The organism is Burkholderiales bacterium (genome assembly GCA_035560005.1).
Taxonomy (GTDB): domain Bacteria; phylum Pseudomonadota; class Gammaproteobacteria; order Burkholderiales; family Eutrophovitaceae; genus DASRFY01.
Window position 1 is genome coordinate 94,802 of sequence record DATMAN010000027.1, and the last position, 12,016, is coordinate 106,817.

Below are 12,016 nucleotides of genomic sequence, written 5' to 3' on the forward strand. Positions count from 1 at the left end.
GCAGGCCGCGCAGATCGCAGACAAGAGTCGTCGATGCCCGTTGCTCTTCATGTCCCCTCTGGCTAGGCCGTTTTCTTGAGTTTCGTGTTCTTCCGGATGAAGTCCGCCATGCGTTCCACGCCTTTGTGGATGGCCTCGTTGGAAGCGGCATAGCTGAAGCGCAGGTGCTGGCCTTCATTGGGCACGCGGGGACCGAAGTGGATGTCGGCCAGCACCGCCACACCGGCTTCGTTGAGCAGCCGCTTGCGGAACTCCTCTGAGTCCTTGGCGCCGATCATGGCGCAGGCCTCGCTGATATTCGGCCACACGTAGAACGCGCCGCCCGGCGATTTGCAAGTCACGCCCGGCACCTCGTTCAGCAGCCTTACGATCAGGCTGCGCCGCTCGCAGAAGCTCTCGCGCATTCTCTTGGCATCGTCCTGCGGGCCGGTGAGCGCTTCCACCGCCGCCCACTGGCTGATCTGAGAAGCGCAGGAATCGGTGTTGGTGACCCAGCGCGTGAACACCGGTGCAAGCATCTGGTTCGCGGCGAATCCCAGCCGCCAGCCGGTCATGGCCCAGGTCTTGGAAGCGCCATCGCAAATGATCGTGCGCTCCTGCATGCCGGCAAAATGCGTGAGCGACACGAATTCGCCCTCATAGCACAGCTGCGAATAGATCTCGTCCGCGAACACCCAGACCTGGGGATGCTTGCGCAGGATTTCGGCGATCGCCGCCATGTCGTGCTTGGGAATGATGCCGCCGGTCGGATTCTGCGGAGAGTTCAGAATCAGCAGCTTGGTCTTCGGCGTGATCTTCGACTCCAGCTCGTTCGGATCGAAGCTGAAATTGCGCGCCTCGTGCAGGTGGACGGCAACCGGTACCGCACCCATGGCGCGAATCTGCGATTCGTAGATCGGGAAGCCGGGATTGGGGTAGATCACTTCGTCGCCGCTCCCGTGGTCGGTGGTGGCGAGAATCGAATACATGATGAAAGGCTTGGCGCCGGCTCCGACCACCACGTCGTCGGCATCGATCTGGATGCCGCGGGTATGGCTCAGGTACTTCGCTGCCGCTTCGCGCAGTTCGAAAATGCCGGCTGAAGGCGTATAACCGTGCCTGCCCGCGTGAATCGCCTCGACCGCGGCTTCCTGGATATTCTTCGGCGTGTGGAAGTCCGGCTGACCGATGCAGAACGAGATGATGTCCTTGCCCGCGCGAAGCAGGTCGCTCACCTCGGCCAGCACGACGAAAGCGTTCTCGGTGCCCAGCTCGTTGGACCGGCGCGATATCGAAGGCATGATTCCGATTGCTCCCCCGGGAATTGAAAAAGGCGGGATTCGCGGCTCCGCGACCCGCCCGTAAGTCATTAATAGTGCTTAGCTTTATATCACGCGGTCGAATACAGGGTCAAACCACCTGTCCCATCGTCTTGAGGCCCGGGCGCGGGCGAGCGGCATGACCCAGGAAATCCTTCGCTTCTGGTTCGGTTCGAACGCCGATGACGCCGCTGCGGCCGCGGAGAAGTCCAGGCTGTGGTGGAGCAAGGATTCCGCGGTCGACGCGCAGATCAGGGAGCGATTCCAGGATCTGGTCGAAGCCGCGGGGCGCGGCGAGCTCACGCACTGGGCCGCTACCGCACACGGGCGACTGGCGCTTATCCTGCTGACCGATCAGTTCCCGCGCAACATCTATCGCGGGACGCCGCGGGCCTTCGCCTTCGATCCGGTGGCGCGGCTGCAGTGCCAGGAAGGCATCGCTGTGGGCGACGACCGGACGCTGCGACTCATCGAGCGGGTGTTTTTCTACCTGCCGCTCGAGCACTCCGAATCAGCCGAGGACCAGGCACAGTCCGTCGGGCTCTTCAGCGAGTTGGCAAACCGCGCACCGGCTGCGCAGCGCGCGCTGTTCGACGGCTTTCTCGATTACGCCGTGCGCCACCGCGACATCATCGAACGGTTCGGCCGATTTCCCCATCGCAACGCGATTCTCGGTCGCCCCTCCACGCCCGAAGAAATCGCGTTTCTTCGGACACCGGGATCATCGTTCTGATTCCGACATGCGGCGCTCTCCGCCAAGAGAAGACGCCCAAGGCGCCTTCCTCTCATGTCCATGCGACCGGGGCTACTTCGGCTGCGGCACGATGCGCAGGTAGGGCTTTGGCGCCTTCCAGCCGCCGGGAAACACCGTCTTCGCCTCCTCGTCGCTCACCGAGCCGGCGATGATCACCTCCTCGCCCTGTCTCCAGTTGACGGGCGTGGCCACCCGATGTTTGGCGGTCAGCTGGATCGAGTCGATCGCGCGCAGCACTTCGTCGAAGTTGCGCCCGGTTGTCATCGGGTAGTACAGGATCATCTTGATCTTCTTGTCCGGGCCGATCAGGAATACGCAGCGCACGGTCTGGTTGTCGGCGGGCGTGCGCGAGCCTGCGTCGCCGCTGGCGCTGGCCGGCAACATGTCATAGAGCTTGGCAATTCTCAGATCCGGATCGCCGATCATCGGGTAATTGGGCGCGACCCCCTGGGTCTCCTCGATGTCCCTGGCCCATTTGCGGTGGTCTTCCACCGAATCGACGCTCAGACCGATGATCTTGACATTGCGCTTGTCGAACTCCGACTTCACGCGCGCCATGTAGCCCAGCTCGGTGGTGCACACCGGAGTGAAATCCTTTGGGTGGGAGAACAGCATCGCCCAGCCGTTGCCGATCCATTCGTGAAACCGGACCGTTCCTTCGGTGGTTTCGGCCGTGAAGTCCGGCGCTTCATCTCCGATACGCAACGACATATTCATTCACCTCCAATAGGGTTATTGATGCCGGTCCCGGACTGGATGTCGCCGCACGCACCGCGGCAGGCATTGCTCTCGCCATCCAGTCGGGCGAAAGTCCCGCAAGAGAGGGGCGTTCATTCTACGCCGCGCGCTGTGCTGTGAGGAGCGATTCCGTTCTGCGTCGCGGTGACGCACCGCGCGTGTGCGCCGATGCGATAAGCTTGACCCATGTCACCGCGCATGCACGCGCTGCTCTGTCTGGCAGCGGCCACGGTCCTGCTGCCGCCGGGCGGCTCGGGACTGGCCGACAGTTTCCCGAACAGACCCATTCGCCTGGTCGTCCCTTATGCGGCAGGTACCACGGTGGACATCCGCGCGCGCCAGGTGGCGGAGCGGATCAGCGGTCCGCTCGGCGTTTCGGTACTCGTGGAGAACCGGCCGGGCGCAGGCGCAACCATTGGCGCGGCCTACGTGGCGAAATCGCCGCCGGACGGCTACACGCTGCTGGTTGGCAGCGTGGCAGAACAGGCGGTGGCCCCGGCGGTGCAGTCGAGCCTCCCTTACGATCCGCGCAGGGACTTTGCGCCGATTACCCAGTACGCGGAAACTGCGGCGATTCTGGTTGCAGACCCCGCCCTCGGAGTCGATTCGATGCGGGAGCTGATCGCGCTCGCCAAACGCAAACCGGGCGCGCTCACGATCGGTTCCTGGGGCAACGGCACGCTCAGCCATCTGCTCTGTTTCCAGCTCAACAAGGTCGCGGGCATCGAAATCGTCCACGTCCCCTACAAGAGCTCCAGCCAGGGATTGATCGACGTAGCCGGCGGCCGCTTGTCGCTGATGTGGGATTACCCGGTGTCCAGCGGCCCGCTGATCAAGGCGGGCAAGCTCAAGGCGCTGATGGTCATCGGCGAACAGCGGGTGGCGCCGCTGCCCGACGTACCCAGTGCGTCCGAGGTGGGCCTTGCGCAGATGCGACACAAGTCGTGGGGCGGATTCTTCGCGCCGGCGGGCACACCGAAGGACATCGTGGCGCGCCTGAATCGGGAGATCGTGCGCGCGCTGCGATCTGCCGAGATGGAGCGCATCCTCGCCGAGCAGGGCAGCCGGGTCGTCACCAATACGCCGGAGGCATTCGCCGCCTTCATTCGGCGCGAACAGGAGGCGCTCGCGGCGCTCGCCCGGGCAGCCGGCGTGCGCGTCGACTGAAGTAGGCCTAGGCCATGGACGCGTTCGGTGCCTTCGAGCACGAGGGCTGGCAGAAGGTCGCCACGACCTACGACGATGTCTTCGGTGAACTCACCGCACAGTGCATCCAGCCGCTGCTCGACGCGGCGGATGTGCGAGCAGGCAAGTCCCTGCTCGACGTGGCGAGCGGTCCCGGCCATCTGGCCGGCGCAGCTCAGGAGCGCGGCGCCATGGTCACCGGCATCGACTTTTCTTCCGCCATGGTTACGGAGGCAAGCCGGCGCTATCCGCGCGTGGTGTTCTGTGAAGGCCTTGCCGGACGGCTGCCCTTTGCCGATCGCAGTTTCGATGCCGTGACCATCGCCTTCGGCTTGCTGCACTTTCCGGATCCGGACAAGGCCCTCGCCGAAGCGCAGCGCGTGCTGCGACCGCAGGGAAGAGTCGCCTTCACGGTCTGGGCACAGGCGGACCGGGCGGTGGGCTTCGGGCTCGTCGCCGGGGCGGTCGAGCGATTGGGCAACCCGGCGGCGGGCTTGCCCGAAGGTCCGCCCTTTTTCCGCTTCAGCGATCCCGGCGAATGCCGCCGCACGCTGACCGGCCTGGGTTTCACCGACGTGAAGACGACAGAGATCGCCCAGACCTGGCGCTTTACTTCGGCGAGCGCGTGGATCGAAGGCGTGGCGCGGAGCACGGTTCGCACCGCGGCCCTGTTGCGCGCGCAGTCCGCCGAGGCCATGGCCGCAATTCGCGCGGCGCTCCTGGAAGCGGCGCTACCCTACGAGGCGAAAGACGGCGCAGTGGAATTGCCCATGCCCGCGGTGCTTGCCAGCGCCCGCAAGCCCTAGGCTGCCGTCACCGAGGAGCCTTCGTGTTTCGCTGCCACCCCGCTCAGCCCCTCACGACACCTTTCCGACGTCGGCACGCTTCCGCAGATGCACGACGGCCTCCCTGTCGCTGGCCGGGTCTGCTGCCAGCGCGATCAGGTGGCGCGCGACCTCGCGCGGCGTGATCCAGGCCGGGTCGACACTGCCGCCGTGAGCGCGGGTCGCGATGGTCGTCCAGACCATGAGTTCCTGGATGCGGATCGGCTGCCCCTTCGCCTCGGCGCGCAGGACCCTGGTCAACATCGCCTGGCCCGCCCCCGCGATCGATACCGGGCCGGAGTTCGGAATCGGGATTTCCGCCGAAGCTCCCCCGATCAGGAAGTAGAAGCCCGCGGGCTTCTTCAAGATCAGCGGGACGATCGCTTTCGCGGCAAGAAAGTGCGAAGTGAGCCGCTGCGCGATGACGGCATCGAAATCGTGCAACGCCGTCTGCAGCAGCGGCGGACCCTGCCACCAGCTTCCGATCGACGCGATGGCGCCGTCGATCGTCGCGCTCACCCCGCTCACGTCCCGCGCGAGGCGGGCAGCCTCTTCTTCCGAGCCGGCGCCCCCTGTAACGCCCTTCAGAGCCGCCGGACTTCCGAGTCGCGATCGGAGTTCTTCGAGCTTTTCGGGTGAGCGCGACGTAGCGATGACATTGGCTCCGGCCTCCAGGAACTCCTCGACCAGACCTTCGCCGACTCCGCCTGTCGCTCCAATGATCACCACGGTCCTGCCGCGCATGACGCACCTTGTCTCATCAGGTTCGAGATAGCGAACAAGCTATGCGAGCAAAGCCGCCGAGGCAACTGGCCCGAGAGCCGGCGCTGGCGGCTCAGGGTAACGGAGTGGCGGAAGGCCAGCGGCAGATGCGATTGCGGCCTTCGGCCTTTGCCCGGTAGAGCGCGGCGTCCGCCGCTTTCAGGACTTCACCCGGCGTGCTCTGATGCTCGTTGCGCTCGGCCACGCCGACGCTCACCGTGACCGAGGCCGGCGTGCGCGGCGCATCCGCCGGCATGGCGGCGCGGGCCTTGGGGCTGTCCCTCTCGACGCGGCGGCCCTCGCGAATCAGAAAACGGTAGTTCTCGATGTCGCGCCGCAGACTCTGCAATCGCGGCAGCACCTCGAGCAGCCGCCGCCCGGGAAACAGGAGCGCGAACTCCTCGCCCCCGTATCGATAGGCCTGACCGCCGCGGCCGGGGTGGCGCAGGCGCGAGGCGACCAACTTGAGCACCTGATCGCCCACGTCGTGCCCCCAGCGATCGTTGAACGACTTGAAATGATCGACGTCCACCATCGCGATGGTGTAGCGCCCGGCCAGACTCAGCATTCTCTCGTTCAGCGCTCGACGGCCGGGCAGGCCGGTCAGTTCGTCGTGAAAGGCCATCCGGTAGGAGTCCTGCAGGACACCCACCGTGATCATCCCGCCCGCGGCCGCGACGTAGATCGCCAGGCCTTCCGGCGCCGACAAGGCGGCGGAGGCGACGGCGAAAGCCACGATCGCCCCGCAGAACGCCGCGTCGATCGGCGCGTTGCGGATCGTCGCGTTCAGCCCGGTCACCAGCAACGCTAGCGCCGTGACCGGCAGGGCGAGCTGGGGCAGGCGCGCGTCCCAGAAGGATAGAGCGCCGAACAGTGGATAAAAGATCAGATCGGTGATCTCGGTCTGACGGTCCAGCAGCACCAGGACCAACAGACACTCGAAAAGGATGAGCGCGCCCCTTCGCAACCCGTAGACATTGAGCGCGCCGCGCTCCTGCACCAGCGAATACACCGCGATGTTGAGCGGCACGAGGATGGCCGCCGCGCCTCCCAACGTCCTGGCCACGAAACCGCTCGCTTCGCCATGCAGCAGGAAGCGAAGCACGGCGTAAGCCACGGCCAGCGACAGGATCGCGAACAGCGCGCGCCCGCGCCGGAAAGCGAGGCTGACCAATGCGCCCACGAAAAGCACGAGCGCCGGTCCGAACGCCCTGAGCGCGGAAAGCGCTCCGGGACGATCCGGAAGATGCTCCGCGAGCAGCAGCGCCAGTCCGAGTACGCCTGCTGGCGCGGCGAAGTTCAGAGCGGCGCGTGAGGCCGGGCTGGATGCGGACAGGTCTCGGGACGCACCATGGTGACCGATGATCACCATGCCGGCCCCTGGGTCATCCCGAGGGGCGCGGCTGTCCGTGACGGATGGCACGCCTCGGGGCCGCATTCCATCGAGCGCGTGGACGCGCGGGAATGCGGTTCGAGCGCTGGCTTCGCACGCATGGTCACTCCTCCGATCGCGCTGCGGCCGGTTTTCTGCTATCGGTCCTTTTGAGGCCGCAAATCCGGGCGCAAGTTCAGTGCCATTCGTCGACCCGCAAGGAAAGACTCAATACAACAAAGTTGTACTCACGCAGCGGGTATCGACCGGCGCTGCGCGCAGGCAGGGGACGTAGCCGAACGGCGACAATTGCCCCGCGGATTTCCGCAAGCGGACGCAGTCCGGAAAATTCCCGCCGGCTGCGGCCGCGCAGGCGCGAACCGCGGAGCGCCCGTACTGCCATGCATCATGCTCGATGCGTCGGGCCCATCTGAGCCGACAGCGTAGTCGAAGCGAGCTACGCAGACCGGACCCCTGTGAAACGGCCCGCCCGAGTGAAGTCTCGAGCGTCCACACCACCCGGTGTGCATCGATGGCTGACGCGCCGACCGATTCGCGCGCCCTCTTATTCGTCGATCTTGAAGAAGATCTCCTGGTCGGCCTGATAGGTCGTGCCGTCCTTCTTGAACTTGTACTGGCGCACGGCTTCGAGCACAGCCGCGTCGAACACGCCGGGCGGTTCGGACACGAGGATTTCGGCGTCGGTGACCGAGCCGTCGAGCGCAACGCGAAGCCGCACCTTCACCCGGCCCTGAATGTGTTGAGCCTCCGCTTCGGACGGGTACTTCGGTTTCACTTTCTTCACCGGCTTGACGTCGCGAAACACGGAAGGCAGCGGTGGCAGCTCGGGTGGAGCCTCCGGCTTCTTCTCTTCTTCCTTCGGCCTGGGCAGCGGCTTGGGTTCCGGCTTCGGCAGTTCGATCTTCGACGGTGCCTCGTCCGGCAACGGCTTCGGCGCTACGACGGCGATCGGATTACGCAGCGGCGCCGGGCGCTTGGGCTGTGGAACCCGCTCGGGCTTGGGCTTTTCCGGAGGCGGCAGCGCAACGGTCTCCGGCGGCTGCTCCAGCCGCACCGACACGACCGGAATGGGTGGCGGCTCGTAGAAAGCCAGAAAGGACCAGTCGACGCCGAAGACCAGAAAGGGAACGATCACCTCCAGACCGAGCGCGATCAATGCCGCCCGCCACCACGGCAAAGTCTGTTCGCTCAGATCTTCGGGCTGCGCCCACAGGGCACCGCGCACCGTCGAGGCCTGCCACATCAGGCGTGAGCGCCGCTCATTTCTTTTCGGCCCTGGCTGCGATACCCACCGAAGAGATGCCGGCCCCGCGAATCGCGTCCATCACGCCGAGCAGCACTTGCAGCGACGCCTCCTTGTCGCCGGCGAGAACGACGTCGACCACCCCATCCTTCTTCAGCTGCACCAGCCGGTTCTTCAACTCGTCGCTGCTGACTTTTCTTCCCTCCAGCACGATCTCGCCGGCGCGCGTGACCCCCACCGTCACCGTCGACTTCTTGATTTGCTGCGTGGTCCTGGAGCCCGGAATTTCCAGCGCAACACCGCTACCGGCGATCATGTTGAGCGAAATCACGACGAAAAAGACGAGCAGAAACATCATGATGTCGATCATCGGAATGACCTCGACCCTCGGCCGATCCGCCTCGAAATAGCCGGTGCGCACGTGCCGCTTCACTGGGTCCTCCGGTCGCGGATCGCCATCACGTTTCCGGCATGGGCCTCGCGTACCGGCACGCCCTGGTGCGCCGAGCCGCCGCCATAGAAGCGGTTGATCACCATTACCTTGAGCAGATCCATCTGATGCAGCGCCAGCCTCACGCGCTTGTTGAAGTCATTGAGGAACAGCACGGCGATGATGGCGATGAACAGGCCTGCGCCGGTGGCCACCAGTGCCTCGGCGATCCCTCCGGTCACCATCTGCGTGGCCGCCCCGCCGGCGCCCGTCGTGCCGAGCACGTCGAAGGCGTGAACCATGCCGATGATCGTGCCGAGCAAGCCCATCAACGGCGCCAGTGTGACCGAGGTGTCGAGTACCCAGACATAGCGGTCGATCTTCGGCAGCTGCCACATGATCGCCTCCTCTATGTGCCGGTCCATCGTGTCCGCGTCCTGGCCGCGCGAGGCCAGGGCCGCGGAGATGATCGAACGCTGCAGCGAGCCTTCGTAGTGCGCCGCGAGCTTCTCCAGCTTTTCAACGTTCTGATATTCGACCAGTTGCAGGTCGTGCTCCATCGCCAGGCCGGATTTCAGCACCCGGTGGAAGAAGTACGAGCGCTCGACGATCACGGCCAGCGTGACGAGCAGCAGCACGGCCATCAGCGGCAGCAGGCCGCCGGACATGACGCTCAGCTGTATCAGTTTCTCGAACATTGATCGTTTCCTATGACAATCCGGCTGGAGAAAAGCAAACCCAAAGAGCGAAACACGAGACACGAAGGCACGACGAAAGCAATCGAATCAGGCCACTGCAAGCACCTTGTTGGGCAGACTGCACGCAACCCCGGCCGTTACCGAAGGAGGAACACAGCACGGGGCCTGCTCGGTGGTGACCCAAGTCCCTGGTACATTCATTCTGCGCTTCACATTCTTCGTGTCGTCGTGTTTCGCTTTGCTGGTCTAGTTCTCGACAGGCGGGTAGAAGGGCATGCCGTAACGCTCCACGATGCGCTTGATCTCTCCGCTTTTCAGCATCTGCTGGAACGATTCGTCGATGAACTTCTTGAACTGCACTTCCTTCTCCTTGACTACCCAGGCGCTGTTCCAGCGCATCTCCGGTATCGGCACGTAGCCCTTCACCATCTCGAACTCCGCTTCCGGGTGTTCGAGTCTGGCCTGGGAGATCGAGCCAGACCAGATCATCGCCGCGTTGATCTCCCCGCGCACCATGGCGTCGATCACCTGGTAATTCTGGAAGAACGTGGTGTACGGGATGCCGTGCGCCTGCGCGTACTCCGCGACAGGCGAGTAGGCGGGCACGCCGACCTTGATGCCCATGGCCCTGGCATCCTCCAGCGTCCGCACGGACTTCGCCGGGCCCTGTGTCACCAGCACGAAGCCGGTGCTCATGAACGGACGCGTGAAGACAAGCCGGTTGCGCGGCATGTGATGATCGTCTCCGGTGATCGTGAGCCCCAGCACGATGTCGCAGACGCCCTTGTTGATCGAGCGATCGTACGCCGCTCCCGGCGCCCCCGGCCCGAAGCGCGTGGACATGTTGACCCACGCCATGTCGACCTGCCAGCCGTGCTTGGCGGCGATCGTCTTCAGCAGTTCGATCTCGATGCCCGCCGGCTCGTTCTTTCGCGCGGTGCGTGAAAAGGGCCAGAACCAGCCGTCGGCGCAGGCCAGGATGCGGCCCATCTTCTCCACCCGCGTCATCGCATCCACCTGCTTGAGTTCGTCGGGAACGGCGGTGGGCGGGTAGTCGCGGTAGCCGGACTGGTAGAGCCGGTCGGAAAGCGGGTCGAACACTTCGGGCGGTCGATAGCCGAGGCGCGGTTTGCGATTCTTGCCCCAGACGTATTCCGGTTCGAGCGCGAATACCTGATCCTCGGCCAGCACACGCCCGGGTCCCGGGGCGCCCACGGCCAGAATGAGCGCGAGGAGCGTGGCCCGTCGAAGGTATCGGAGCATCCGGGTATTCTCGAAATCGTCGTTCGGTCTTAGGCTGCGCGAGACAATGCTGCATGGCCGGCGTGGGATGACCACGTCGTCGCGAGCTTGTCCCGGGATTGGCTGCGACAAGGTGCCGAATGCGTGGCGGCGCCTGGAGTCGAACGGCGCAATGCTATAGCAAATCGACCCTCTTCGGCACGTGGCGACGGAGGCACGTACCCGCCTCACGAAAGGCGAACATCGGCTGTGTGGCCGCCGTGCCGTGGTCTAGCTCAGATCGCCCCGGATGGCCTTGACGAACATCTGCCGCATTTCGGCATGACCGACCGGCCGAGGGTTGCCGCCGGTGGATGGATCGTCCACCGCCATCGGCGTGAGCGTGTCGAGATCGGCTTCCTTCACCCCCAGCTCGGCCAACGTGTGCGCGATCCCGATTTCCTTCCTGAGCCGCAGTACCCAGTCGAGCACGGCCTGGAAACCCGGGTCCGGCAGGCCGAGATAACGCGCGAGCCGGGTCATCCGCTCCTCGATTGCTGGGCGGTTGAAGATCAGCACGTACGGCATGACCACGCCGTTGGTCTCGCCGTGATGGGTGTTGTAGAGCGCGCCCACGGGATGCGAGAGCGAGTGGATCGCGCCGAGACCCTTCTGAAAGGCGGTCGCGCCCATGCTCGCGGCGGCGAGCATGTGCGCGCGCGCCACCAGGTTCTTTCCATCTTGCACCGCGGCCGGCAGCCACTCCTTGATCAGCCGCATCGCTTCCACCGCGATGCCGTCCGCGAGCGGGTGGAATCCGGGTGCGCAATAGGCTTCCAGGTTGTGGGCCAGCGCGTCCATCCCGGTGGCCGCGGTGATCCGCGCGGGAAGTCCCACGGTCAACTCCGGATCGGCGATGACCACCGCCGGCATCATCCCGGGATGAAAGATGATCTTCTTGACGTGCGTCGCCTCGTCGAGGATCACCGCCGCGCGTCCCACTTCGGAGCCGGTTCCGGCCGTGGTCGGAACGGCGATCGTCCGGGCCATGCCCGAGACGTTGACCCGCTTGTACCAGTCCTCGCGGTCCTCGAAGTCCCACACCGGGCGCGTCTGCCCCACCATGAGTGCGATGGTCTTGCCGACGTCGAGCGCGCTGCCCCCGCCGAAGGCGATCACCCCGTCGCAGCCGCTCGCCCTGTAACAGGCCACGCCGTCCTCGACGTTGCGGCCGACCGGATTGGGACGGATGTCGGAGAACACCGCCTCGCCTAGGCCGGCGCGCTCGAGCGCGGCAAGCGCACGCTCGATCATCGGCAACTTGCGCAGTCCCGGATCGGTCACGAGCAGCGGACGTTTCATGCCCAGTTCCCTGCACACCGCGGGCAGTTCGGCGATGCGGCCCACGCCAAAGCGCACCGAGGTCGGATAGTTCCAGTTCCGGCTCAGCGATTTCGGATCGATCATCGG

General features: G+C 65.1%; 12 protein-coding genes. 3 read left to right on the plus strand and 9 right to left on the minus strand.

From position 1 onward, the window contains the following. Positions 1–62: 62 nt before the first annotated feature. Positions 63–1,280, minus strand: a complete 1,218-nt coding sequence (locus VNM24_03155; protein HWQ37596.1) for a pyridoxal phosphate-dependent aminotransferase — start codon at positions 1,278–1,280, stop codon at positions 63–65. A gap of 157 nt (positions 1,281–1,437) precedes the next feature. Here VNM24_03155 and VNM24_03160 point away from each other — a divergent pair, with 157 nt between their 5' ends. Continuing rightward, positions 1,438–2,031, plus strand: coding sequence for a DUF924 family protein (locus VNM24_03160; protein HWQ37597.1), 594 nt, complete (start codon positions 1,438–1,440; stop codon positions 2,029–2,031). A 72-nt stretch (positions 2,032–2,103) separates the two neighbouring features. Here the strand turns inward: VNM24_03160 and VNM24_03165 are convergent, their stop codons facing one another. Then, a complete protein-coding gene (locus tag VNM24_03165; GenBank protein ID HWQ37598.1) occupies positions 2,104–2,763 on the minus strand; it encodes a peroxiredoxin in 660 nt (219 codons plus the stop codon). A 213-nt stretch (positions 2,764–2,976) separates the two neighbouring features. Here VNM24_03165 and VNM24_03170 point away from each other — a divergent pair, with 213 nt between their 5' ends. Both VNM24_03170 and VNM24_03175 read left to right on the plus strand, forming a co-directional pair. Beyond that, positions 2,977–3,957: a tripartite tricarboxylate transporter substrate binding protein gene (locus VNM24_03170; GenBank protein HWQ37599.1), complete on the plus strand. Its 981-nt coding sequence runs from the start codon at positions 2,977–2,979 to the stop codon at positions 3,955–3,957. A 14-nt stretch (positions 3,958–3,971) separates the two neighbouring features. Next, positions 3,972–4,781, plus strand: a complete 810-nt coding sequence (locus VNM24_03175; protein ID HWQ37600.1) for a methyltransferase domain-containing protein — start codon at positions 3,972–3,974, stop codon at positions 4,779–4,781. 51 nt (positions 4,782–4,832) lie between these two features. Here the strand turns inward: VNM24_03175 and VNM24_03180 are convergent, their stop codons facing one another. The 7 genes from VNM24_03180 to VNM24_03210 form a co-directional block, all read right to left on the minus strand. After that, complete coding sequence (locus VNM24_03180) at positions 4,833–5,543, minus strand: SDR family oxidoreductase (GenBank protein ID HWQ37601.1); 711 nt, start codon at positions 5,541–5,543, stop codon at positions 4,833–4,835. A gap of 91 nt (positions 5,544–5,634) precedes the next feature. Next, positions 5,635–6,933: a GGDEF domain-containing protein gene (locus VNM24_03185; protein HWQ37602.1), complete on the minus strand. Its 1,299-nt coding sequence runs from the start codon at positions 6,931–6,933 to the stop codon at positions 5,635–5,637. Between the two features lie 565 nt (positions 6,934–7,498). Continuing rightward, positions 7,499–8,197, minus strand: coding sequence for a TonB family protein (locus tag VNM24_03190; protein ID HWQ37603.1), 699 nt, complete (start codon positions 8,195–8,197; stop codon positions 7,499–7,501). Positions 8,198–8,213: 16 nt separating this feature from the next. Next, positions 8,214–8,630 carry a biopolymer transporter ExbD gene (locus VNM24_03195; protein HWQ37604.1) on the minus strand — a complete coding sequence of 139 codons (417 nt, stop codon included), beginning with the start codon at positions 8,628–8,630 and terminating at the stop codon, positions 8,214–8,216. After that, a complete protein-coding gene (locus VNM24_03200) occupies positions 8,627–9,325 on the minus strand; it encodes a MotA/TolQ/ExbB proton channel family protein (GenBank protein ID HWQ37605.1) in 699 nt (232 codons plus the stop codon). The genes VNM24_03195 and VNM24_03200 overlap by 4 nt, the downstream gene beginning before the upstream one ends. Positions 9,326–9,571: 246 nt before the next feature. Continuing rightward, a complete protein-coding gene (locus tag VNM24_03205; GenBank protein HWQ37606.1) occupies positions 9,572–10,588 on the minus strand; it encodes a transporter substrate-binding domain-containing protein in 1,017 nt (338 codons plus the stop codon). Positions 10,589–10,837: 249 nt separating this feature from the next. Continuing rightward, on the minus strand, positions 10,838–12,013 hold the full coding sequence (locus VNM24_03210) for an iron-containing alcohol dehydrogenase (GenBank protein HWQ37607.1): 1,176 nt from the start codon (positions 12,011–12,013) through the stop codon (positions 10,838–10,840). Positions 12,014–12,016: the final 3 nt, after the last annotated feature.

Bases quoted from the DNA above. Each gene is read 5' to 3' on its own strand.
- VNM24_03155 (HWQ37596.1), bottom strand. From the start codon at position 1,280: ATGCCTTCGATATCGCGCCGGTCCAACGAGCTGGGCACCGAGAACGCT.
- VNM24_03160 (HWQ37597.1), top strand. From the start codon at position 1,438: ATGACCCAGGAAATCCTTCGCTTCTGGTTCGGTTCGAACGCCGATGAC.
- VNM24_03165 (HWQ37598.1), bottom strand. From the start codon at position 2,763: ATGTCGTTGCGTATCGGAGATGAAGCGCCGGACTTCACGGCCGAAACC.
- VNM24_03170 (HWQ37599.1), top strand. From the start codon at position 2,977: ATGTCACCGCGCATGCACGCGCTGCTCTGTCTGGCAGCGGCCACGGTC.
- VNM24_03175 (HWQ37600.1), top strand. From the start codon at position 3,972: ATGGACGCGTTCGGTGCCTTCGAGCACGAGGGCTGGCAGAAGGTCGCC.
- VNM24_03180 (HWQ37601.1), bottom strand. From the start codon at position 5,543: ATGCGCGGCAGGACCGTGGTGATCATTGGAGCGACAGGCGGAGTCGGC.
- VNM24_03185 (HWQ37602.1), bottom strand. From the start codon at position 6,933: ATGGTGATCATCGGTCACCATGGTGCGTCCCGAGACCTGTCCGCATCC.
- VNM24_03190 (HWQ37603.1), bottom strand. From the start codon at position 8,197: ATGTGGCAGGCCTCGACGGTGCGCGGTGCCCTGTGGGCGCAGCCCGAA.
- VNM24_03200 (HWQ37605.1), bottom strand. From the start codon at position 9,325: ATGTTCGAGAAACTGATACAGCTGAGCGTCATGTCCGGCGGCCTGCTG.
- VNM24_03205 (HWQ37606.1), bottom strand. From the start codon at position 10,588: ATGCTCCGATACCTTCGACGGGCCACGCTCCTCGCGCTCATTCTGGCC.
- VNM24_03210 (HWQ37607.1), bottom strand. From the start codon at position 12,013: ATGATCGATCCGAAATCGCTGAGCCGGAACTGGAACTATCCGACCTCG.